Origin of the sequence: Amycolatopsis sp. CA-161197, assembly GCF_050942255.1 — a bacterium.
Lineage (GTDB): Bacteria > Actinomycetota > Actinomycetes > Mycobacteriales > Pseudonocardiaceae > Amycolatopsis.
Map to the genome: position 1 here is coordinate 1,003,231 of NZ_CP192059.1, position 21,927 is coordinate 1,025,157.

The window sequence follows — 21,927 nt, forward strand, 5'->3', positions numbered from 1 at the left end:
GGCGGAGAGGCTGCCCGGGGTTCGAACAAGGGGAGAGTCCGACATGACCACACGCAAGACCATCAGCCGCGTTGTCGCCGCCGTCGCCGTGGCCGGGATCGCCGCCGGGGCAACGGCTCTGGCTGCCGGGACCGCGAGCGCCGCGCCTGCTTCGGCTGCTTCGGCCGGCTCGTCTGCGTCGTCTGTGCAGCCGTGCACGTCGAACCAGTTCACCTCGAAGCTCGTCTACGGCGGCGCGGGTGCGGGCAACCGCTACGGCGCCCTGCAGTTCACCGCCAACCCGGGCGAGCGCTGCTACCTGCCCGGCAACCTCGAGGTGGACCTCGTCGGCGCGCACAACGTGCTGATCAACAACACGGCGCCGGCCGACGCGCCCGCCGTGGCGCTCGTCGACGGTTCTTCGGCCTACGTGCCGCTGCACTGGACCGGCATCGAGCCCTACGCCCAGCAGCAGACGCCCAACGCGGTGAACGTCGTGGCGCCGTCCGACTCCAACCAGCACGGTGACTACATCAACCCGAACATCACCGTCGACTGGACCCTCGGCGTGGTCGACGCCGACTCGGTCAGCCACACCATCGACGTCGGCGCGGTGACGCAGGGGCTCGCGCCGACCGCGTGACCGTTGTTGTTCCAGGGGCAGGCGGCACACCAGGGGGTGCCGCCCGCCCCTTTCTGTTGGTCCAGGCCGGCTGCTGGTCTGGGCCGGCTGTTGGCCCGGGTTGGCTCAGACGCCCAGCGGGTGCCAGACGGTCTTCGCCTCCAGGTACCGGCGCAGCCGCGAGAGGTCCGGCGTCGGCGTCCAGTCGGGTTCGGCGTCGGGGACCGTGAGCACGCGCTTGACCGTGCCCGCCGCCTCACGCGCCAGCGTGATGCGGTCCTCCGGCGTGGCGCCCGTCGGGTCGAGGGCGTTGACGTCACCGTGCGAGGCCAGCCACGGGCCGAGCTCGGCCGCGCGGCCGGTCAGCACGTTGGCGACACCGCCCGGCAGGTCGGACGTCGCGAGGACCTCCGACAGCGTGATCGCGGGCAGCGGCCGCTCGGCGCTCGAGACGACGACGGCCGTGGAGCCACCGGCCAGCACCGGCGCCAGCACGCTGACCAGGCCGAGCAGCGACGACTCCTGCGGCGCGAGCACGCCGACCACACCCGTCGGCTCGGGCACGGTGAACGAGAAGTACGGCCCCGCAACGGGATTCGCCGCGCCGAGCACCGACGCGATCTTGTCCGTCCAGCCCGCGTACCACACCCAGCGGTCGATGGCGGCGTCCACAAGGGACTCCGCCTGGCTCGGCGCGAGACCTTCCGAGGCGGCGACCTCGCTCACGAACTGCTCGCGCCGGCCCTCCAGCATCTCGGCGACGCGGTAGAGCACCTGGCCGCGGTTGTAGGCCGTGGCGCCCGACCAGCCGGGGAAGGCTTTGCGCGCCGCCACCACGGCGTCCCGTACGTCTTTGCGCGACGCGTGCGCCGCGTTGGCCAGGAACTTCCCCTGCGGGTCGGTGACGGGGTAGACCCGGCCGGACTCCGAGCGGGGGAAGGCCCCGCCGATGTAGAGCTTGTACGTCTTGGCCACGGAAATCCTGGACTCAGACATCGAGGTAAGCCTCCAGACCGGTGCGTCCGCCCTCGCGGCCGAACCCGGACTCCTGGTAGCCGCCGAACGGCGCGGCGGGGTCGAAGCGGTTGAACGTGTTGGCCCAGACGACGCCGGCCCGGAGCTTGTTCGCCATCCAGAGGATGCGAGAGCCCTTCTCGGTCCAGATGCCGGCCGACAGCCCGTACGGCGTGTTGTTGGCCTTCGCCACGGCCTCGTCCGGCGTGCGGAACGTGAGCACCGACAGCACCGGCCCGAAGATCTCCTCGCGCGCGATCCGCATCGACTGGTGCACGTCGGAGAACACCGTGGGAGCGAAGAAGAACCCGCGGTCGGGCACCGGGCACGGGCTGGTCCAGCGCTGCGCGCCCTCGGCGTCGCCGGATTCCACGAGCCCGCGGATCTTCGCCAGCTGCTCGGCGGAGTTGATGGCGCCGATGTCGGTGTTCTTGTCGAGCGGGTCGCCCATCCGCAGCGTCGAGACGCGGTAGCGCAGCTTCTCCATGACCTCCTCGGCCACGGATTCCTGCACCAGCAGCCGCGAACCCGCGCAGCAGACGTGGCCCTGGTTGAAGAAGATCCCGTTGACGATCCCCTCCACGGCCTGGTCGAGCGGCGCGTCGTCGAACACGACGTTGGCCGCCTTGCCGCCCAGCTCCAGCGTGAGCTTCTTGCGCGTGCCCGCCACCGTGCGCTGGATCAGCTTGCCGACCTCGGTGGAGCCGGTGAACGCGATCTTGTCGACGTCACCGTGTTCCACCACGGCCGCACCGATGTCGCCGGCGCCCGGGAGGATGTTCACGACACCCGGCGGGAGTTCCGCCTGCTGGCAGATCTCGGCGAACACCAGCGCCGTGAGCGGCGTGGTCTCCGCCGGCTTGAGCACCACGGTGTTGCCGGTGGCCAGCGCGGGCGCGATCTTCCACGCCAGCATCAGCAGCGGGAAGTTCCACGGGATCACCTGACCGGCGACGCCCAGCGGCTTCGGGTTCGGGCCGTAGCCCGCGTACTCCAGCTTGTCGGCCCAGCCGGCGTGGTAGAAGAAGTGCGCGGCGGCCGTGGGGATGTCGGAGTCGCGCGATTCCTTGATGGGCTTGCCGTTGTCGAGCGACTCCAGCACCGCCAGCTCGCGCGAGCGTTCCTGGATCAGGCGCGCGATGCGGAACAGGTACTTCGCCCGCTCGCTGCCCGGCATCCGCGACCAGACCGTTTCATAGGCGGCGCGCGCCGCGCGGACGGCAGCGTCCACATCGGACACCGACGCCGTGCCGACCTCGGCGAGGATCTCCTCGGTGGCCGGGTTCACCGTCTTCAGCGACTCGCCCGAACCGTCGACGAACTCACCGCCGATGAACGGCCGGTAGTGGTCCTTAAGGTTCGCGATGTCGCGCGACTCGGGCGCGGGGGCGTATTCGAAGATGCCCATGGTCAGTCCACCGTCACGTAGTCGGGGCCGCTGTAGTGGCCGTCCACCTGGGTGCGCCGCTGCAGCAGCAGGTCGTTGAGCAGGCTGGACGCGCCGAAGCGGAACAGGTCCGGGGTCAGCCACTGCTCGCCGGCCACCTCGTGCACGGCGACGAGGTACTTGATCGCGTCCTTGGTCGTGCGGATGCCGCCCGCGGGCTTGACGCCGCGCAGCTCGCCGGTCTGCTCGTGCCAGTCGTGCACCGCCTGCAGCATCACGTGCGTGACCGGCAGCGTCGCCGCGGGGGAGACCTTGCCGGTGGACGTCTTGATGAAGTCACCACCGGCGAGGAGCGCCAGCCACGACGCGCGGCGGACGTTGTCGTACGTCGCCAGCTCGCCGGTTTCCAGGATCACCTTCAGGTGCGCTCCGCCGCACGCCGCCTTGATCGCGCGGATCTCGTCGAAGACGTCCATGTAGCGGCCCTCGAGGAACGCGCCGCGGTCGATCACCATGTCGACCTCGTCGGCGCCGTACTCCACGGCCAGGCGCGTGTCGGCCAGCTTCACCTCACGGCTGGTGCGCCCGGACGGGAACCCGGTCGCGACGCTCGCCACGTGCACGGCACTGCCCTTGAGCGCGTCGACCGCGGCCTCGACCATGTCGGGATACACGCACACGGCGGCCACGCGCGGGCAGTCCTGCCGCTCCGGGTCGGGGCGCAGGGCCTTCGCCGCGAGCCCGCGGACCTTGCCCCGCGTGTCGGCGCCCTCGAGCGTGGTCAGGTCGACCATCGAGATGGCGGTGTCGATCGCCCAGCGCTTGGCGTCTTTCTTGATGCTGCGTGTGCCCAAGGCCGCCGCTCGCTGCTCGACCCCGACCTGGTCGACGCCGGGCAGCCCATGCAGGAACCGGCGCAGGCTCGCCTCGTCGCGAGTCACGTCCGCCAACGGCGCCGGGGTGTCCGGCACCGCGTTCGGGCTGGTGGTTGTGGTCATGCCTGTGAGTGTAGGTGGGCCACGTCCTGTGCCGGGTCACTCACGGAAATCTGTGGATTACTCGTCGGTGGTGTGCACAACTCCGGGCTGGTCCCGCTCGCGAGGAACTCGTGCAGCCCGCGGCGAACTGTGGCCACCGGCACTTCGACGCCTGCGAGGACTTCGGGCACGTTGCCCTGGTACACGTACTCGACGAGCTCCCCGGGATCGCCGTCGCCTCGGATGCTGCCGCCTCGGGTGTCGTGGTGGCGATGAAGCCGAGGTTTGCGCCGAGGCCGACTTCGAGCACGGGGTCGAGCAGCTGGTCGAGCGCCGTAGGAGTGGCCACGACGATTGCCGGGCCACCCTCGGCGAAATCGTTGTCAGGTTCCTGGTCGTACCAGATCTCTGGCTCGACCACTTGTTCCTCGCCAGAACCCTGCGCTGTGCCGGGTAATTCATTGGGTGAGTTGTCCACAGATTTCGATCGAGGGCTTGCAGCGGCGAAGGGTAAGGCGGGTCATCGGTACCGCAACCTTCGCTGGACCTTGTTGGCGAATCGTCGGGTGGTCGAAACGTGAGACGACTCCACGAGATCGAGTCCTCTGGTGTGGGATTCGCTTCGCCCGCTGAAGCGAGGAGGTTTGCGAGCTGTGTCGGAAGAGACGAAATCAGGCTGGGTGCATCGCTGTGCTGCAGCAGCGCCAGCAGGAGGTCGGTGCTTCGGACCGCGACCGAGGTGCTGGTGCGGGTTCGGGTGTTTTCCCATGCCGCGCGAAGGATCTGCTTTGTCGTCGCGGAAAACGGAGGAGGCGAAACATCACCCGGTGTCGACGTTTGTCGCACGGCGACCAGCCGCTTCTCGCTGCGCAATCGACACAGCCTGCGCTGCGGCCGTGCTGAACCGCTCGAACATCGGCCCGCTCCTGTGCCGGCTTTCGTCAGGTCGCGCGTAGCGCCGCTGTAGGTCTCTCGCGGTCAGGACTCCAGCTGCCGGTTGTCCTTCTTCGCGGGTTTGCGGTAGACGACCACGCCGCCCCAGAAGGCGAGGCCGTTGACGGTCAGGGTGGGGGCCGTGGGGGGTGCGGGTGGGGCGCCGGACTTGTCTTCGAGGATGAAGCCGCCCATGAGGCCGAGGCCGGTGACGTCGACGTTGATGTCGTCGGGGACCGTGATCTCGATGCCGCCCATGATGGCGACGGCGGTGATGGTGGACTGTTTGTCGGCGAAGCGGGCGTTGCGGAGGTCGATCTCGGCGCCGCCCCAGAAGGCGACGCTCGTGTGTTGCGGCGGGAGGACCCAGCTGCCCTTGCGGACGGCGCCGGAGAGGACGCCGATCGAGACGTTCGAGCCCGGGTGGCCGCCGATGCGGCTGTCGGGGAGGCCGAGGGCGCGGCTGGTGGCCGGCTGCAGAGCCGAAGAGGGCGTCGACGGCGTGGCGCCGATCGGCAGGTCGCGGGTCACGGGCTTCAGCTCGCCGATGGTCTTCGCCGCGTAGACGGTGGAGAGCCGTTCCTCGAGCTCCGTCATCGTGATGCGGCCCTCGGACAGCGCTTGGTGCAGAACCTGCGCGACCTGCTCGCGGTCGGCGTCGGAGGCCCGCATCTGGTCGGGGCTCGGAAGGGCTGCGTCGTCACTCACCCGGGGCAGCCTAGCCCGATCGGGGGTGGTCCGGGGTCCATCGAACGACGGATAAGGGCCAAGATGGGGCGATGGCATCTGCACTGGTGGGGACCCTCGCACTGCCCGACGGCGCCGTCCTGCGCGGCCGCGGCCTCGGCCGGCCCGCGCCGGAAGGCCCGGCTCCCGCTTACGGCCTCTACCTGGGGTCGAACCGCCTGCGCCGCAAACACGACGACGGTCTCACCTGGGACCACGACTGGATCCGCTGGCCGGACTTCCTGCTACCGCTGAACTGGGCCGACGCGCGGCGCAAGATCCTCGCGCTGCACGCCCGCGCGCTGGCGGGGGAATCGGTGGAGGTGGCCTGCTACGGAGGCGTCGGCCGCACCGGCACGGTCCTCGCCTGCCTTGCCAGCATTGCCGGCTTGTCCCCGGACGACGCCATCGAGTGGGTACGCGAGAACCACCACCACCGGGCCGTCGAAACGGCCTGGCAGCGGCGGTGGGTTCGCTGGTTCGCTAGCGCGCGGAGCTGAGGAACGCAGTCCACGCGGCCGGCGACACGGTGAGGTGGCCGCCCGCGCGGTCCTTCGTGTCGCGGATCCCGATCTCGACCGGCGAGGTGGCGACCTCGACGCAGTTCGACTGGTCTGTGCTGTGCGAGCTCTTGTGCCAGGCCGCGAACTCGACGCAGTTGGAGTCGTTCGTGGTGTAGGAACTCTTGCGCCACGCGGCCTGGGCGAAGTCTGGGGCGATCATGGTTCGTACTCCTCAGCTGGTGTCGGCTCGCCGATGATATCGGCAATCATCCGGGCCGAGTCGCCAGTTGACAGCGCGATGGAGCGAATATCACGCCAAGCGGCCTTGACGTTGTCGACAAAGTCATCCCCTTCGAGGAAGCTGCTTGTCCCTCGGCTCTCGACGTGTGCCAGCGTGGGTTCGTTGAAGAACTCGAGGAGAACGAATGGACCGCGAAGCCCGGCATGTGCACGAGTTGAAAAGGGCACGATCTGGAACGTGACGTTCGATCTGCGCCCAAGGGTCAGGAGGTGGCGAAGCTGGGCGCGCATGGTTTCCTGATCGCCGATCGGTCGGTGCAGAGCCATCTCATCGACCATGACATGGAAGGCAGGAGCGTCTCTTCGGCTCAGAATCAGCTGGCGCTTGATCCGGGCGGCGACTAGCCCTTCGAGTTCAGGGTCGGTCAGGTTGTGATCGCCACCGTGAAGCAGCGCTCGGGTGTACTCGGGGATCTGCGCGATGCCGGGGATCAGCAGAGTCTCATAGTTCTTGATGGCCGAAGCCTGCTCCTCGAACCGGATCAGGTCCTTCCACGTCGGTGGCAATTTCCCGTTCACTTCATGCCAGTTGCGCTCCTCGCCGCCCCTCACGAGGGCCATGAGCTCTTGCCGCAGATCCGACGGGGCCTGCAGGAAACCCAGGATCGCGGCGACGTCGTCGGGATACAGGCCGCGGTCGCCCGTTTCCATGCGGGAGATCTTGCTCTCCGAGAAGTCCACGCCTTCGGCCACCTGTTTGCAGGTCATCTTCCGCAGCAACCGCAGGCGGCGCAGTTCTCCGGAAACTCTCCGCTGCCGAACGGAGACCCCTTTGTTCTTCGTCATGGGCACACTTTGTCCTCTTGCCACGGTGGCACGAAAGATCGCTCACCTGAAGGAAGGTTGCGTGCGGTTCTGGCATCGGGAGAACGTTTGGCTCGTGTTCTCGCGGAGGAGGAAACCCATGCGCCAGTCTTGGAAGATCAGTGGATCGTACGCCAACTGGAGGATGATTGTCTGCATCGAGCCGCCGGATGATGCGAACGTCGCGGATGTGCCGGCGTGGCCGTTCGACAAGCTGGCTCCGGTCGTCGGGCATTTCTTCGAGGCGGTGAACTACTACGAGATGAGCCGAGACGCGGACGACACCCGGCAGCTAAGTTAGGCGGCATGGATGTGCACGTCGTCGATCACCCGTTGGCCAAGGCCCGTCTGTCCACGATGCGTGACGCGCGGACGGACAGCGCGGCGTTCCGGGCCGCGCTGCACGAGTTGACCGTGATGCTCGTGTACGAAGCCACCCGTGACGTGCCCGTGCGCACCGAGCGGATCCACACGCCCGTCGCGCGCACGGAGGCCTACCGGCTGGCCAGCCCGCCGCTGCTGGTCCCCGTGCTGCGCGCCGGCCTGGGCATGGCCGACGAGGCGCACAAGATGATCCCCGACGCGCAGATGGGGTTCGTCGGGCTCGCGCGCGACGAGGAAACCCTCAAGCCGACCCCGTACCTGGAGTCGCTGCCGGAATCGCTGGCCGACCGGCCCGTGATGGTGCTCGACCCGATGCTCGCCACCGGGGGCTCGATGGAGTACACCATCCGGCTGCTCACGGACCGGGGCGCCACGGACGTCACGGCCATCTGCGCGCTGGCCGCGCCCGAAGGTCTGGAGCACCTGGAGAAGACCGGGCTGCCGGTGCGCGTGGTCACCGCGAGCATCGACGAGCGGCTCAACGACTCCGGCTTCATCGTCCCCGGGCTCGGCGACGCGGGAGACCGCCAGTACGGCGCGGTCTGAACCAAGCCGTACTGAACCAAGCCGTACTGAACCAAGCGGCCTGAACCACCAGAAAGACACCCACAACACTTCCGAGGTTCCCGGCCACTTCCCGGTGTGACCATCCAAGGGGTGACCGTGGACGCCGAGCTCTTCGGGCGCGCGGCAGGCGGGGACGAGAGGGCGTTCGGCGAGCTGTTCGAACGCCACGCGCAGGCGGTGTGGAACCACGCCTACCGGTTGACCGGGTCGTGGGCGGTGGCCGAGGACCTGACGTCGAACACGTTCCTGATCGCCTGGCGCAAGCGGGCCGAGCTGAAGCTGATCAGGGACAGCGCGTTGCCGTGGCTGTACACGGTCGCGGGCAACCTCGCCCGCACGGAACACCGCGGCGCGCGCCGTCGTCTGCGGTTGCTGACGCGCATCCCCGAGCCGCCGGCGGTGTCGGATCACGCCGACGAAGTCGCGGCCCAGCTCGACGGCGAAGCACGCCTGAAAGAAATCATCGAGGCCGTCTCCGGATTGCCGAAGGCGCAGCGCCAGGTCGTGGAGCTGTGCCTGCTGGGCGACCTGCCGACCGCCGACGCGGCGGCGCTGCTCGAAGTCGCCGAGGTCACCGTCCGCTCGCACCTGTCCCGGGCGCGAGCCCACCTGCGTGCCCTCCTCGACGACAAGACTCTGGAGGACAAATGATCGACAACCTCCCGCCGCGCCGCGAACTCCCGCCCGAGGTGCGCGACCGCATCCGGCTGCGGGTACGGGCCGGGCTCGCCGAGGAGAAGAGGCCCGCTCACCGGCGGCGTTCCGTGTGGCTCGTGGCGGCGGCCGTCGTGGTGGTGGCCACCGGTGTCGTGTTCGCGGCCGGCGTACCGCGTGACGACTCAGCGGGACCGCTCGCTCCCGCCAGACCGCGCGACCCGGGCCACGACACGTTCGACCGCTGCTGGAACGCGATGAAGCCCTACTACCCGACCATCGCCGATCCGAGCGCCTGGGACATCCCGTTCGTCCTGAGCCACGGCGCCGCGACCCTGACCGCGGCGATGATCGGCGGCCGGCCGCTGTTCTGCGAGACGACCGCGACGACGGTGACCGTCTCGGACCCCGACGCGGTTCCTTCGCCCGTGCCCGGGTCCCAGGCCAAGGTGTACCTGCGCACGGCCGACGGCCTGGTGGCGGGGATGGCGGACCCGGCGTGGCAGGGCGTGCGGGCCGCCACGCCCGACGTGACGCTGCAGCCGGACGGGCCGACGGCAGAGTGGGTCTCGCCGCTGTCGCACCAGTTCGCGGTGTTCACGGGCGCGGGCCCGGCGGTGCGGCTCGCCCTGGGGCCGGATGGCAGTGAGGTGGACCCGTCCGCCCTCGTCTCGGCCCCGGCCGCGCTCACCATCAGGGTCGACCGGCCGGCGTCGGCGGATCGCCGGTCCGAGGCCGGCAGGTTCCTCGACGAATGCCTCGCGTCCGCTCCACAGCAGGTGCCCGACCGAGGCGCCTACGTCGCCGGGCCGTACCTGACCTGGAACGACCGCAAGCTGGTCGTCGCCCGGCTGGGGCAGCACATGCTGGCCTGCTCGGCGCAACCGTATCCGGGACGGGCCGGAGCGACCTACTACGCGATCGACCCTTCCTCGGTACAGGAGCTGAAGGTGGGCGCCGGCGGCGCTGCGCTTATCCCCGTGTCAGCGCCGGTGAAGGACACGGGCGAGCCGGAGCGGCTCGTGCTCGCCGGGGGCGTGCCGGACAACGTGACGAGGGTTTCGGTCACCTACCCGGGAGGGACGCCGAGGGATGCGACGGTGGCGCACGGGACGTTCGCGATCTGGCACACCGACGCCGACAATTCGTCCACAGTGGACGCCAGGACCAATGTGAAGGCCTACGACGCCGCGGGCAACTTGGTGATCGAGGCGTCGCTCAAGCTGTTCTGACCGGCTTCGACCCGAACACCCAGCGGATTTGGGTGATCGGGTCGACGACGGCGGGGTCGGGGCCGCGGCCGTGGCGGGTGGTGAAGTCGGCGACGGGGGAGCTGGTGACCGTCCAGCCGGCGGCGCGCAGGGAGGCGGCCGAGTCGGGGCGGGTGCCGTCGTCGAAGAGGCGGCCGATGTTGGTGCCAGTGCCGGCCTCGGTGGCGGCGTAGAGGTCGTGGGAGCGCAGGGACTCGGCTTCCTGGCCGAGCACGATTTCGTAGCCGATCTGTCTGTCGGGCGCGGAAAGGCAGTCGACGGTGGCCATCAGCCGGGCCTCGGCGGCGCCGGAGAGGTAGGGCAGCACGCCTTCGACGAGCCACGCGGTGGGCTCGCCGGGCTCGAAGCCGGCGTCGGTGAGCACGGCGGCCCAGTCGTCGGTGAGGTCGGCGACCAGGAACTCGTGGCGAACCCGCGGCGCCGCGTCGGCGAGGACGCGGCGTTTGAAACCGAGGAGGTCGGCTCGGTCGAGCTCGAAGAACCGCAGGCCGGCGGGCAGGTCGAGGCGCCAGGCGCGGCTGTCGAGACCGGAGCCGAGCAGCACGGCCTGGGTGACGGTTTTGCTCGCGGTCAGGAGGAAGTCGTCGAAGACGCGGGTGCGCAGGCCGGAGTAGGCGCCGCCGCGGCCCCAGAGCGGGTCGGCGTCACCCTGTTCGACGTCCTCGATGCGGGTGGGCAGATCCACCGCGCCCGCGCGGACGAAGCGTTCGGCCCACTCGTTACGGATGAGGCCGTCGGGGCGGTTCGTCTCGACGGCGCGCGCCGCGGCGATCATCAGCGCCGTGGCGCTCACCCCGGGTTCGGTCACTTCAGCCAGCCGGAAGCGTTGGCGCGCAACGCTTCCTCATACGCGCCGCCCACGCTGAACTCCGGCGGCAGGTTCCCCGACAGCTCCAGAGACACCAGCCCGTGGGCGATGCCCCACGAGCTGACGACGATCACCTCGGGCGCGACGTCGACGAGCTGCCCCGACGCGATGCCCCGCCGCACGGCGTCCTCGAGTGGCTCGAGGGTCGCGCGGGCCTGGCGGTCGGCCTCGGCGTTGGGCTCGAAGCCGGGCACGGAGCGGGTGAACATGATCGCGTACAGGTGCGGATCCGCCTGCGCACTCGCGCGGTAGGCGACGCCGAGGCGCACCAGGTCCGCGACGGCGTCGCCGGTCCGCGCCACGGCGTTCAGCCGCGCGCCGAAGCGGCGGAAGCCCTCGACGTACAGCGCGTTGACCAGGTCGGGCTTGCTGCCGAACAGCGAGTACACGGCCGTGGTCGACGTCCCGGCGTCGGCGGCAAGCTTGCGCAGGGACAGGGCCTTGGGGCCGTCGGCGGAGATCAGCTCGCCGGCCCGGTCCAGCAGCTTCAGCCGGAGGGCTTCGTCGTGCGTACGGGGACGGGGCATGTGCTCAGGGTAACGCAACGGTGTTACGGTACGCGACCCTTCGCGGGGTGATCTTGGGTGCGGGAACCGGTTCCGCCTCGGCCGATCCGCTCCGCGGGGCCGACATTGTGGCGCCGGTCGCCTGCTGACCTGCACAATCCAGGCATCACCCCACCCGGTCGGGATTTGACCTGGAGCGCACTCCAGGTCGTACTGTCGAGCGCATGAGCTACTCGATAGCGGAAGCCGCACGACGTAGCGGCCTGTCGATCGACACCCTTCGGTACTACGAGCGGATCAAGCTCCTGGACCCGCCGGCCCGCGACGCGGCGGGGCGGCGCGCGTATTCGGACGACGATCTGAACTGGCTCGGGTTCCTCACCAAGCTGCGGCTCACCGGCATGCCCATCAAGAGCATGCGCGAGTACGCGTCACTGCGGCGCCACGGCGTCGCGAGCGCCGGACGCCGCAAGGCGATCCTCGTGGAGCAACGCCAGTCGGTCGCCGACCGGATCGCCGAGCTCCAGGGTTGCCTGGACATTCTGGACTACAAGATCAGCAACTACGACCAGGTGGAACGCAAGGTCCTCGGCCACGTGTCCGCCATGGAGGAGATCTCCGCGTGATCGCTACGAGGAAACTCGGTGAGCTGGAAGTAAGCGCCCAGGGGCTGGGCTGCATGGGGATGAGCCAGGCGTACGGGGTGCGCGACGACGAGGGTGAGTCGATCGCCACCGTGCACCGCGCGCTGGAGCTGGGCGTGACGCTGCTGGACACGGCCAACGTGTACGGCGCGGGGGAGAACGAGAAGCTGGTCGGCCGCGCGATCGCGGACCGGCGCGACCAGGTGGTGCTCGCCACCAAGTTCGGCATCGTCTGGAAGGACGGCGGCATGAGCGCGCGCGGCGACGCCGCGTACGTGAAGCAGTGCTGCGACGAGTCGCTGCAGCGCCTGGGCGTCGACCACATCGACCTCTACTACCAGCACCGCGTGGACCCGGACACGCCCGTCGAGGAGACGTGGGGCGCGCTGGCCGAGCTGGTGGCCGCCGGAAAGATCCGCTACGCCGGGATTTCCGAGGCGAACGCCGACACGATCCGCCGCGCCCACGCGGTGCACCCGGTCACGGCACTGCAGAGCGAGTGGTCGCTGTGGACCCGTGGCATCGAGGACGAGATCCTCGCGACCTGCCGTGAGCTGGGCATCGGTGTGGTGCCGTTCTCGCCGCTGGGCCGCGGTTTCCTGACCGGCGCCGTGACGTCGGTGAAGGACCTGCCCGAAGACGACATGCGCCGTGGGATGCCGCGCTTCGCCGACGGCAACTTCGAGCGGAACATGGCCATTGTGGACGCTCTGCGCGCGCTGGCCGAGCAGAAGGGCGTGACCGCCGGGCAGCTCGCGCTCGCGTGGGTGCAGGCCCAGGGCAACGACGTGGTGCCGATCCCGGGGACGAAGCGGCGCAAGTACCTGGAAGAGAACGTCGCCGCGGCGCAGCTGGAACTGTCCGAAGAGGACATCGCCGCGATCGCGCAGGCGGCTCCGGCCGACGCCGTGGCCGGGGCTCGCTACCCCGAGCGGCTCGCGCGGGCCGCCGGCAAATGAGCAACCGCCACTTCACGAATCGGGAGACGACATGACGCTGCCCGCCCGCCGCCTCGGCACGCTCGAAGTGAGCGCGCAGGGCCTCGGCTGCATGGGGATGAGCGAGTTCTACGGCGAGGGTGACGACACCGAGTCGATCGCCACCATCCACCGCGCGCTGGAGCTGGGCGTGACCCTGCTCGACACCGCCGACATGTACGGCATGGGGGCCAACGAAGAGCTCGTCGGCCGCGCGATCGCCGACCGGCGCGACCAGGTCGTGCTCGCGACGAAGTTCGGCTTCGTACGCGACCCGGAGGACCCGAGCAAGCGCGGGGTGCGCGGCGACGCGGCGTACGTGCGCGAGGCCGTGGAGAACTCGTTGCGGCGCCTGGGGATCGACCACATCGATCTCTACTACCAGCACCGCGTGGACCCGAACGTGCCCATCGAGGAGACGGTCGGGGCCATGGCCGAGCTGGTGCAGCAGGGCAAGGTGCGCCACCTCGGCCTGTCCGAGGCCGGCGCCGAGACGATCCGCCGCGCCCACGCCGTGCACCCGATCTCGGCCGTGCAGACGGAGTGGTCGCTGTGGTCGCGCGACATCGAGGACGCCGTGGTGCCGGCGTGCCGCGAGCTCGGCATCGGCCTGGTGCCGTACTCGCCGCTGGGCCGCGGGTTCCTGACCGGCAAGTTCACCTCCGCCGCGGACTTCGGCGAGGACGACTTCCGCCGCCAGACGCAGCCGCGCTTCGCGGACGAGAACCTGGCGAAGAACCTCGCGATGGTCGAGGCGCTGCGGGCGCTGGCCAAGGAGAAGGGTGTGACCGTGGGGCAGCTCGCGCTCGCCTGGGTACAGGCCCGCGGCGAGGACGTGGTGCCGATCCCGGGGACGAAGCGGCGCAAGTACCTCGAAGAGAACGTCGGTGCCGTGGCGCTCGAACTGTCCGAAGAGGACATCCGGGAGATCGAGACCGCCGTGCCCGCCGCCGAAGTGGCCGGCCCGCGCTACTCCGAGACGGCGATGAAGCTGCTGTCACGCTGAGCCACCAACGGTGAAGGGCACCTCGAGGGACAGTGATTCCCGCGAGGTGCCCTTCCCGGATTTTCGCCCGCCCGCTGATCGGGATCTCTGAGCCTTTTCTGAGATCTCCGGATCAGGCTGTCGGCCGTCAGGCGAAGATCGAGGCTGGAGGCCGGTGTGGTGGACGACGTTCTGGACTATCTGGTGGTCGGCGCGGGGCCCGCGGGCCTGCAGCTCGGCCGGCAGCTCGAACAGGCAGGCCACCGCTACCTCGTCCTCGAAGCGGGCAGCACGCCCGCCACGTTCTTCACGAGGTTCCCGCGCCACCGCACGCTGATCTCGGTGAACAAGAAGCACACCGGCTGGACCGACCCCGAGCTCAACCTGCGCGTCGACTGGAATTCACTCCTCGACGACGGTCCCGACCCCCTGCTGTTCACCGACTACAGCGCCGAACTCTTCCCGCCGGCCGAGACGTTCCTGCGTTACACCGCCGACTACGCGGCGAAGCACAAGATCGCCATCCGCTACGGCACCCGGGTGACGCGGATCAGCCGTGACGCGGAAAGCGCTCTCTTCACGCTCACTGACGGCGACGGAAACACCTACACCACGAAGCGCCTGATCATGGCGACGGGCGTGCCGAAGCCGTACATCCCCGACGTTCCGGGCATGGAGCTGGTCGACCAGTACGCCGACTTCGACACCGACCCCGCGCAGTTCACCAACAAGCGCGTGCTCATCCTCGGCAAGGGCAACTCGGCCTTCGAGACCGCCGACAGCGTGAACGCGTACGCGGCCGTGCTGCACGTCGCCGGTCCGCGCCCGGTGAAGCTGGCCTGGCGCACGCACTTCGTCGGCCACCTGCGCGCGTTCAACGCCGGCGTGCTCGACATGTACCAGCTCAAGCTGCAGCACGCGATCCTCGACGGCGACGTGCGCGAGATCCGCAAGGACGAAGACGGCTACCACGTGAAGTTCGCCTTCGCCCGCGCCGACGAGGTGGTGAAGGAGATCCGCTACGACCGCGTGATCGCCGCCACCGGCTTCCGCTTCGACGCCTCGATGTTCGACGAGGACTGCCGCCCCGAGCTCACGATCAACGGCCGCTTCCCGGCGCAGACGTCGTCGTGGGAGTCGGTGAACGTGCCCGGCCTCTACTTCGCCGGCACGATCACGCAGGTCCGCGACTTCAAGAAGGCCACCAGCGCCTTCATCCACGGCTTCCGCTACGGCGTGCGCGCGCTGTCGAAGGTGCTCGAAGAGCGCTACCACGACAACGAGTGGCCGCAGACCGTGCTCAAGGCCGAGACCGGTGAGCTGGTGGACGCCGTGCTCAAGCGGATCAGCCGCACGTCGGGGCTGTTCCAGCAGTTCGGGTTCCTCGCCGACGTCCTCGTCGTCGAGGGCGGCCAGGCGCGTTACCTCGAAGAGATGCCGGTGGCCCGCTTCGCCGACACTCCGCTCGGCGAAGCCGAGAACGCGTTCCTCATCACGCTCGACTACGGCCCGGACCACGACAAGGTCGACCCGTTCGACTTCACCGTGAAGCGGGCGAGCCAGGACGTCGCCAACGACAGCGGCGAGGGCCACTACCTGCACCCGATCGTCCGCCACTACCGGCGCGGCGAGCTCGTGGCCACCCACCACGTGACGGAGAACCTCGACAACGAGTGGGACCGGCCCGTGCACGTGGAGGCGCTCACGAAGTTCTTCACCGGCCAGCTGGCCTGAGCCGTGCGCACGATCGCGGAGCTCGAGGCCGCGGCGCGCGAGCGGCTCGACCCGGTGCACTACGACTTCTACGCGGGTGCCGCCGGCGACGAGCTGACGCTGCGGGCCAACGAAGAGGCGTTTTCCCGGCGCGTGCTCGTGCCCCGTGTGCTGCGGGGCGCGGCCAAGCGCGACTTGGCGACGGAGCTGGTGGGCTCGCCGCTGTCGATACCGGTGCTGGTGTCGCCGACGGCGTTCCACCGGCTCGCGCACCCCGAAGGCGAGCTGGCGACGGCTCGCGCGGTGGCTAAGGCCGGCACGGTGCTGGTGGTGAGCATGGCCGCGACCACGGCCGTGGAGGACATCGCCGCCGCCGCGCGCCAGGCCGCGGCCGACCCGGCGCTGTGGTTCCAGCTGTACCTGCAGCCGGACCTGGAGTTCACGGAGTCCGTGGTGCGCCGGGCCGAACGCGCGGGCGTGCGGGCGTTCGTGGTCACGGTCGACTCGCCGGTGTTCGGCCGGCGCGAACGCGACCACCGCAACGGGTTCCACGACCTGCCGCCCGGACTGGTCGTGGAGAACCTGCGCGACGGCTCGGGTCGCGTGCGCGACATCGAGATGTCGGCCGAGTTCACATGGGAGCACGTCGCCTGGCTCAAGCGGACGACGGCGCTTCCCGTGCTGCTCAAGGGAGTGCTGCACCCGGACGACGCCCGCCTCGCGGTGGAGGCGGGCGTCGACGGGCTCGTGGTGTCGAACCACGGCGGCCGTCAGCTCGACACCGCCGTGTCTACTGTGGACGCTCTGCCCGCGCTGGCCGAGGCCGTCGCGGGCGCGATCCCGCTCGTGCTCGACGGCGGTGTGCGGCGGGGCACCGACGTGGTGAAGGCGCTCGCGCTGGGCGCCACCGCCGTCGGCGTCGGCCGGCCCGTGGTGTGGGGCCTCGCCGCGGCGGGTGAGGAAGGGGTGACGGAAGTGCTGGAACGCCTCCGGGAAGAGACCGACCACACGCTCGCGCTGTGCGGGGCCGCCGCACTCGGCGACCTGACCGCGGACCTCGTCCGATGAGGCGCCTGCTCACGGCGGCGCTGGCGGCCGGGCTCGTCGGTTCGCTGCCGAAGTGGCTGCCCGGCCGCGTGGTCGCGTTGCGGGTGAAGATCTTCGCACTGGTCAACGGCGAGGAAGGCCTGCCGATCCCCGGCGACCGCGTGGGCGTCGAGAACTTTCGCCGGGTGTACGCCGATCCGGCGGCCAATGGGCGCAGCAAGGGCGCGGCGCTGTCGGACCTGTTCTGGTACTGGCTCGCGCCCGGACCCGAGGTCCACCAGGAGCACCTGGAAGCGGGACCGCGTTACGACGAGGTCGCCAAGACCACGCGCCACATCCTCGTGAAGACGCGCGCGGAGTCGGAGGAGCTCACGCGCCGCGTGACCGAGCACGTGCTCGACGGCCTGGACGTCGGTGACGGCCGGCTGATCCGGTTGCGCGACGAGATGATGCCGATCTGGGCCGAGCTGTACTACGAGCTGGTGTTCGGCGAACCGTGCCCGCCCGAGGCGCGCGACCTCATCGTGGGCCACGCCGACGACGTCGTCTCCGCGCTGAAGTGCGTGCGGCCCCGCAACATGCGCCGCCGCGCGAAGCTCACGAACTACCTGCGGCGCCGCCTCGGCGACATCCCGCACGCGCTGCCGTCCCGGCTCACACGCGACGAGCAGGTCTTCTACCTGCAAGGCACGTTCTTCAACACCGCCGTGGTGCAGATGTCGGAGGCGATGGCGCACCTGCTGATGATCATCGCGCAGCACCCGGACGTGCAGCGTCGGCTGGTCGCCAACCCGGACGACGACGAGTACCTCGACCGCGTGATCGACGAAGGCCTGCGCACCTACCCGCTCTTCGGCATCGCCCACCGCATCACCACCGGCGACATCGAGCTCGACGACACGACGATCGACGCCGGCACCGTGCTCCTGTTCAGCTACCCCGACTTCCACCACGCGGGCTTCGAACGGCCCGAGGAGTTCGATCCGTCGCGCTGGGAGCCGCCGGCCGGTTGCCCGGCGCACGCGGGATTGTCGAAGAAGGACGCGAACTTCCTGCCCTTCGGCGTCGCGCAGAACCGCGCGTGCCCGGCCCGCGGGCTCGCGCCGATCACCATGCGCGTGGTGACGCGGGAGTTCCTGCGCCGCTACTCCGTCGCGTCGAGCGCGGCCCACACGCGCTCGATCCCCAACCGCGGCCCGGTGTTCCTCACCCCGCGTGGCTGGGCGCGCTCGACCCGCGGCCCGCTGGCGTACCTCGCCGTGCGTGACCGCTGGGAAGACGTGTGGCGCAGCCTTGCCCAGCTCGTGTTCGGCACCTACATGGTGCTCGACGCGCGGCAGAAGCGTTTGTGCGTGAACTACTTCGCGAACCACGGAGGCGAATGATGACCCCGACCGAGGCCGCGCCGGCGTTCTTCCTGGCGGTGGTGGTGATCCTCGCCGTGGTGCGGCTGGTGAGCGCGCTCGTGGTGAGGGTGGGCCAGCCGCCGGTGGTGGGCGAGATGATCTCCGGAGTGCTGCTGGGACCGTCGCTGCTCGGGCTGGTGCTGCCCGGCGTGCAGGCGGCGCTGTTCCCCGACACGGTCCGCACGTTGCTGTACCTGGGCGGGCAGATCGGGCTCGTGATCTACATGTTCGGGGCCGGTTACGAGTTCCGCGTGGGCTCCATCAAGGATTCGGCCCGGTCGGTGGCGGCGGTCTCGGCCGCGGGCACGGTGGTGCCGCTCGCGCTCGGAGTCGGCGTCAGTGTGCTCGGCGCGAGCTGGGTCGGGATCCTCAAACCCGGGGTCTCGCCCGTGGTGTCGGCGGCGTTCGTCGGGGTGGCCATCGCGATCACGGCGTTTCCGATGCTCGCGCGGATCATCACCGAACGCGGCCTCGGCAGCACGCGGTTCGGCTCGCTCGCGCTGGCGTGCGGCGCGCTCGACGACGTGCTGGCGTGGATCCTGCTGGCGGTCGTGCTCGGCATGCACGCCGGCTCGGCGGGGCCGGTCGTGACCGCGATGGGTGGCGGGGTGCTGTTCGCGCTGCTCGTGTGGCTCGTGGTGCGGCGGGTGCTCGTGAAGACCATGGCGAGCCCGCGGGTGAGCGAAAGCCAGCGCATCCTCGTGACGGCGATGATCCTGTTCGCGGCGGCGTGGTTCACCGACACCATCGGGCTCTACGCGGTGTTCGGCGCGTTCGTGATCGGCATCGCGTTCCCGCGCGGCGAGGCGGCGGACAAGGTGCTCGCGAAGATGATGCCGCTCGGGCAGATCGTGTTCCTGCCGCTGTTCTTCACCTATTCGGGCCTCAACACGCGGTTCGCGCTGCTGGCCGACCCGAACCTGTTGCTGTTCGCGGTGGTCTGCGTGGTAGTCGCGGTGATCGGGAAGCTCGGCGCTTCATGGGGCGCGGCGCGGCTGGCGGGGGAGCCGCAGCCGATCGCCGTGCGCGTCGGGGTGCTCGTGAACGCGCGCGGGCTGATGCAGCTGATCGCGCTGAACGTCGGGCTGGCCGCGGGGATCGTGTCGCCGGCGTTGTTCACCGTGCTCGTGCTGGTGGCTCTGGTGACGACGATCATGACCTCGCCCGTGCTCGGCTGGCTCGACCGGCGGGATCGGCGGAAGTACTCCTCCGATCAGCTGCCGGAGTTCCTCCTTTCGGCCCAACCGGCGGGTAAATGATCGATTCCCTACGAAAGTTGAGGGTTCAATCGACGCTCTGACTGCGAGTATGGACACGTGCACGAAGAGGCAGGAACCGCAGCCCGAGTGCTCCTCGTGGAGGACGATCGTGAACTGGCCGGAATGCTGTCCGAGCTGCTCACCGACGAGGGCTACGAGGTCGAGCTCGCCCACGACGGCCAGCGCGGCCTGCACCGCGGCCTCACCGGCCACCACGACGTGATCATCCTCGACCGGCGGCTGCCGGTGATGGACGGGCTGGAGGTGCTCGCCGGGCTGCGGCGCCGGGCCGTGACCGCGCGCGTGCTGGTGCTTTCGGCGCTGGGCGAGCTGGCCGACCGCGTCCACGGTCTCGACGCGGGCGCCGACGACTACCTGGTGAAACCGTTCGAGACCGACGAGCTGCTGGCCCGGCTGCGCGCGTTGTGCCGGCGGGATCTCGACGGCGCCGAGTGCCTGCCGCTGGGCACGGCGGCGCTCGACCTGCTGCGCCACGAGGTCGTGCTGTCCCGCGGCGAGCGCGTGACGCTGTCGGGCCGTGAGTTCGAGCTGCTGCGCACGCTCGCGCAGCGGCCGAAGGCCATCCACCCGCGGGAGGCGCTGCGCACCCACGTGTTCGCCGACTCGACGGGGGAATCCATTGTGGACACCTACGTGTACTACCTGAGGCGCAAGCTGGGGCGCGAGGTGGTGAAGACCGTCCATGGCCTGGGGTACCAGATCGGGGCCATGTGACGGTGATCGTCGATCCCGACGAGCGGGCGCTGCGGCGCGCGCGGCGGACGATCGCGAGCCAGATCGCCGTGGTGATCACGCTGGTCGTGCTCGCCGCCGGCGCCATCGCGTACTGGGTGCTGGTGCACGGCCAGCGCGAGGAGGTCGACCGGCAGATCGACTACACGCTGGCCCAGGGCCTGTCGGCGACGCCGCCGGGCTGCGTGTTCCTGGTGACGCCGGCCGGGCACGTGCCCGCCGCGTTGCCGTTCGTGCCGCCGCCCGCGCCCGCCGTGCCGCCCGGCGGTTCCGTGACCACGGAGCAGGAGCTGGCCGGCTCGACGTTCACGGTCCGCGCGGTGGACCACGGCGGCCAGGTGTGGCAGGTCTTCGTCGACCAGCGCTACCAGGCCGCCGACCGGCAGCAGCTGCTGATGGGCCTGGTGATCGCGGAACTGGTGGTGCTGCTGGTTTCCGTCTTCAGCGGCTACGTCCTGGCCGCGCGCGCGATCCGGCCGCTGGGCGAGGCGTTGCGGCGCCAGCGCACCTTCGTCGCCGACGCGTCGCACGAGCTGCGCGCGCCCCTCACCCGCCTGCACACGCGCGCGCAGCTGCTGGCGCGCCGGGCGCGGGTAGCGCCGGTGCCGTCGGACGACCTGGACCTGCTGGTGTCGGGCACGCGCGAGCTGGGTGAGGTCGTGGAGGACCTGCTGCTGTCGACGCAGGCGTGCAACGAGCGGCCACTGCTGGAGCCGGTGGAGCTGGGTCTGCTGGCCGAACAGGCGGTGGAAGCCGAAGCCGTGCGCGCGGGGGACCGGCGTGTGCGGATCGAGGTGCGCCGTTCGCCGGGGCTGCTCGACGTGGTGCCAGGGGTTCCCGCGGCACTGCGGCGGGTGCTGTCGGCGTTGCTGGACAACGCGATCGGCCACACCCCGCCGGGCGGCTCGATCGAGGTGACGCTGGAGAACCCCGACGATCGCCACGTCGAGATCCGCGTCGCCGACACCGGAGTCGGCTTCGCGCAACGGGACGCGGAGCGGCTGTTCGAGCGCTTCGCCCACGGCGGCCAGGGCGAGGGCCGCCGGTTCGGCCTGGGCTTGGCCCTGGTGCACGAAGTCGTGACAGGCCACGGCGGCACCATCGCGGCGGCGGGGGTTCCGGGTGTCGGGGCGACGTTCACGTTGAGGTTCACGCGGGCCTGAGTGCTCGATCCCGAGGTCAACGATGGGCGCGGCATTAACCGTGACAGTGTTTTAAAACAGTGTTACGCTCCCGGGGAACGCTCTGGGAGGAGAAAGCCATGCACGGACCGGTCCAGCTGTTCACCGTCATCGCCCTCGTGTCGCTGCCCACCGTGATGTACGGGGGTTACGCGCTGATGGGGCTGCTCAAGCGCGGGGTGCTCAACGACCAGCAGAAGAGCTTCTTCCGCGCCGGCCACGCGCACGCGGGGGTGCTGCTGGTGCTCGCGCTGGTGGCGTTGCAGGTGCTCGACCGCAGCGGGCTGTGCGATACCGGGCGGTGGGTTGCCTGCTTCCTGCTGCTGTTCGGCGTACTGGCGCAGTCGGGTGGGTTCTTCCTGGCGATGCTGCGCACGCGGGTCGGCATGTCGATCACCACGGTCGGCGCCGTGCTGCTGGGTGCGGCGATGCTGCTCACGGCGTATGGGGTGGCGTTCCTCTAACGG

At 70.0% G+C, this 21,927-nt stretch carries 25 protein-coding genes; 16 read left to right on the top strand and 9 right to left on the bottom strand.

Features of this window, described 5'->3' with window-relative positions:
- Positions 1 to 43: 43 nt before the first annotated feature.
- Positions 44 to 622, top strand: a complete 579-nt coding sequence (locus ACQPXB_RS04985) for a DUF4232 domain-containing protein (protein ID WP_432849741.1) — start codon at positions 44 to 46, stop codon at positions 620 to 622.
- Between the two features lie 105 nt (positions 623 to 727).
- Here ACQPXB_RS04985 and ACQPXB_RS04990 read toward each other — a convergent pair whose 3' ends face one another.
- The 5 genes from ACQPXB_RS04990 to ACQPXB_RS05010 form a co-directional block, all read right to left on the bottom strand.
- On the bottom strand, positions 728 to 1,597 hold the full coding sequence (locus tag ACQPXB_RS04990; RefSeq protein WP_366575524.1) for an aldehyde dehydrogenase family protein: 870 nt from the start codon (positions 1,595 to 1,597) through the stop codon (positions 728 to 730).
- On the bottom strand, positions 1,590 to 3,023 hold the full coding sequence (locus ACQPXB_RS04995; protein WP_432849743.1) for an aldehyde dehydrogenase family protein: 1,434 nt from the start codon (positions 3,021 to 3,023) through the stop codon (positions 1,590 to 1,592). Before ACQPXB_RS04995 ends, ACQPXB_RS04990 begins: the two co-directional genes overlap by 8 nt.
- Positions 3,024 to 3,025: 2 nt before the next feature.
- On the bottom strand, positions 3,026 to 4,000 hold the full coding sequence (gene deoC / locus ACQPXB_RS05000; RefSeq protein WP_366575520.1) for a deoxyribose-phosphate aldolase: 975 nt from the start codon (positions 3,998 to 4,000) through the stop codon (positions 3,026 to 3,028).
- A complete protein-coding gene (locus tag ACQPXB_RS05005; protein ID WP_432857301.1) occupies positions 3,997 to 4,224 on the bottom strand; it encodes an Imm1 family immunity protein in 228 nt (75 codons plus the stop codon). The genes deoC and ACQPXB_RS05005 overlap by 4 nt, the downstream gene beginning before the upstream one ends.
- A 733-nt stretch (positions 4,225 to 4,957) precedes the next feature.
- Positions 4,958 to 5,584 carry a DUF1707 SHOCT-like domain-containing protein gene (locus ACQPXB_RS05010; protein ID WP_366575949.1) on the bottom strand — a complete coding sequence of 209 codons (627 nt, stop codon included), beginning with the start codon at positions 5,582 to 5,584 and terminating at the stop codon, positions 4,958 to 4,960.
- 107 nt (positions 5,585 to 5,691) lie between these two features.
- Here ACQPXB_RS05010 and ACQPXB_RS05015 point away from each other — a divergent pair, with 107 nt between their 5' ends.
- The gene (locus ACQPXB_RS05015; protein WP_432849746.1) at positions 5,692 to 6,138 is read left to right on the top strand and encodes a protein-tyrosine phosphatase family protein; all 447 of its coding nucleotides are present in this window, start codon (positions 5,692 to 5,694) and stop codon (positions 6,136 to 6,138) included.
- Here the strand turns inward: ACQPXB_RS05015 and ACQPXB_RS05020 are convergent.
- Together ACQPXB_RS05020 and ACQPXB_RS05025 are read right to left on the bottom strand one after the other, a co-directional pair.
- Entirely contained in the window at positions 6,122 to 6,361 is a 240-nt protein-coding gene (locus ACQPXB_RS05020) for a DUF397 domain-containing protein (RefSeq protein ID WP_386946530.1), read from the bottom strand. The two genes, ACQPXB_RS05015 and ACQPXB_RS05020, sit on opposite strands and share 17 nt — an antisense overlap.
- A complete protein-coding gene (locus ACQPXB_RS05025; RefSeq protein WP_432849748.1) occupies positions 6,358 to 7,227 on the bottom strand; it encodes a helix-turn-helix domain-containing protein in 870 nt (289 codons plus the stop codon). Before ACQPXB_RS05025 ends, ACQPXB_RS05020 begins: the two co-directional genes overlap by 4 nt.
- 25 nt (positions 7,228 to 7,252) lie before the next feature.
- Between ACQPXB_RS05025 and ACQPXB_RS05030 the strand changes: the two genes are divergently transcribed.
- The 4 genes from ACQPXB_RS05030 to ACQPXB_RS05045 all read left to right on the top strand — a co-directional run bounded on the left by ACQPXB_RS05030 (position 7,253) and on the right by ACQPXB_RS05045 (position 10,082).
- Positions 7,253 to 7,546, top strand: a complete 294-nt coding sequence (locus ACQPXB_RS05030) for a hypothetical protein (RefSeq protein WP_432849750.1) — start codon at positions 7,253 to 7,255, stop codon at positions 7,544 to 7,546.
- Between the two features lie 5 nt (positions 7,547 to 7,551).
- Positions 7,552 to 8,175 carry a uracil phosphoribosyltransferase gene (upp, locus tag ACQPXB_RS05035; RefSeq protein ID WP_360597295.1) on the top strand — a complete coding sequence of 208 codons (624 nt, stop codon included), beginning with the start codon at positions 7,552 to 7,554 and terminating at the stop codon, positions 8,173 to 8,175.
- Between the two features lie 111 nt (positions 8,176 to 8,286).
- Positions 8,287 to 8,847, top strand: a complete 561-nt coding sequence (locus tag ACQPXB_RS05040; protein ID WP_366575512.1) for an RNA polymerase sigma factor — start codon at positions 8,287 to 8,289, stop codon at positions 8,845 to 8,847.
- Entirely contained in the window at positions 8,844 to 10,082 is a 1,239-nt protein-coding gene (locus tag ACQPXB_RS05045) for a hypothetical protein (protein WP_432849753.1), read from the top strand. Before ACQPXB_RS05040 ends, ACQPXB_RS05045 begins: the two co-directional genes overlap by 4 nt.
- On the opposite strand, the gene ACQPXB_RS05050 is transcribed toward ACQPXB_RS05045, so the two are convergent.
- Both ACQPXB_RS05050 and ACQPXB_RS05055 read right to left on the bottom strand, forming a co-directional pair.
- Positions 10,069 to 10,929 carry an SAM-dependent methyltransferase gene (locus tag ACQPXB_RS05050; RefSeq protein WP_432849755.1) on the bottom strand — a complete coding sequence of 287 codons (861 nt, stop codon included), beginning with the start codon at positions 10,927 to 10,929 and terminating at the stop codon, positions 10,069 to 10,071. The two genes, ACQPXB_RS05045 and ACQPXB_RS05050, sit on opposite strands and share 14 nt — an antisense overlap.
- Positions 10,926 to 11,516 (bottom strand): TetR/AcrR family transcriptional regulator, encoded by a 591-nt coding sequence (locus ACQPXB_RS05055; protein ID WP_432849757.1) that lies wholly within the window; start codon positions 11,514 to 11,516, stop codon positions 10,926 to 10,928. The genes ACQPXB_RS05050 and ACQPXB_RS05055 overlap by 4 nt, the downstream gene beginning before the upstream one ends.
- A gap of 203 nt (positions 11,517 to 11,719) precedes the next feature.
- On the opposite strand from ACQPXB_RS05055, the gene ACQPXB_RS05060 reads away from it, so the two are divergent.
- The 10 genes from ACQPXB_RS05060 to ACQPXB_RS05105 all read left to right on the top strand — a co-directional run bounded on the left by ACQPXB_RS05060 (position 11,720) and on the right by ACQPXB_RS05105 (position 21,924).
- On the top strand, positions 11,720 to 12,121 hold the full coding sequence (locus ACQPXB_RS05060) for a MerR family transcriptional regulator (protein ID WP_220246259.1): 402 nt from the start codon (positions 11,720 to 11,722) through the stop codon (positions 12,119 to 12,121).
- Positions 12,118 to 13,098 carry an aldo/keto reductase gene (locus ACQPXB_RS05065; RefSeq protein WP_432849760.1) on the top strand — a complete coding sequence of 327 codons (981 nt, stop codon included), beginning with the start codon at positions 12,118 to 12,120 and terminating at the stop codon, positions 13,096 to 13,098. Before ACQPXB_RS05060 ends, ACQPXB_RS05065 begins: the two co-directional genes overlap by 4 nt.
- Before the next feature lie 31 nt (positions 13,099 to 13,129).
- The gene (locus ACQPXB_RS05070) at positions 13,130 to 14,122 is read left to right on the top strand and encodes an aldo/keto reductase (protein ID WP_432849762.1); all 993 of its coding nucleotides are present in this window, start codon (positions 13,130 to 13,132) and stop codon (positions 14,120 to 14,122) included.
- Positions 14,123 to 14,278: 156 nt separating this feature from the next.
- A complete protein-coding gene (locus tag ACQPXB_RS05075) occupies positions 14,279 to 15,835 on the top strand; it encodes an NAD(P)-binding domain-containing protein (protein WP_432849765.1) in 1,557 nt (518 codons plus the stop codon).
- A 3-nt stretch (positions 15,836 to 15,838) separates the two neighbouring features.
- Positions 15,839 to 16,882, top strand: coding sequence for an alpha-hydroxy acid oxidase (locus ACQPXB_RS05080; protein WP_432849767.1), 1,044 nt, complete (start codon positions 15,839 to 15,841; stop codon positions 16,880 to 16,882).
- Positions 16,883 to 16,887: 5 nt separating this feature from the next.
- Positions 16,888 to 18,246, top strand: coding sequence for a cytochrome P450 (locus tag ACQPXB_RS05085; protein ID WP_432857306.1), 1,359 nt, complete (start codon positions 16,888 to 16,890; stop codon positions 18,244 to 18,246).
- The gene (locus ACQPXB_RS05090; RefSeq protein ID WP_432849769.1) at positions 18,246 to 19,526 is read left to right on the top strand and encodes a cation:proton antiporter; all 1,281 of its coding nucleotides are present in this window, start codon (positions 18,246 to 18,248) and stop codon (positions 19,524 to 19,526) included. Before ACQPXB_RS05085 ends, ACQPXB_RS05090 begins: the two co-directional genes overlap by 1 nt.
- A gap of 87 nt (positions 19,527 to 19,613) precedes the next feature.
- The gene (locus tag ACQPXB_RS05095) at positions 19,614 to 20,261 is read left to right on the top strand and encodes a response regulator transcription factor (RefSeq protein WP_432849771.1); all 648 of its coding nucleotides are present in this window, start codon (positions 19,614 to 19,616) and stop codon (positions 20,259 to 20,261) included.
- A 2-nt stretch (positions 20,262 to 20,263) separates the two neighbouring features.
- Complete coding sequence (locus ACQPXB_RS05100) at positions 20,264 to 21,442, top strand: sensor histidine kinase (protein ID WP_432849773.1); 1,179 nt, start codon at positions 20,264 to 20,266, stop codon at positions 21,440 to 21,442.
- Positions 21,443 to 21,540: 98 nt separating this feature from the next.
- Positions 21,541 to 21,924 carry a hypothetical protein gene (locus tag ACQPXB_RS05105; protein WP_366575495.1) on the top strand — a complete coding sequence of 128 codons (384 nt, stop codon included), beginning with the start codon at positions 21,541 to 21,543 and terminating at the stop codon, positions 21,922 to 21,924.
- Positions 21,925 to 21,927 lie beyond the last annotated feature (3 nt).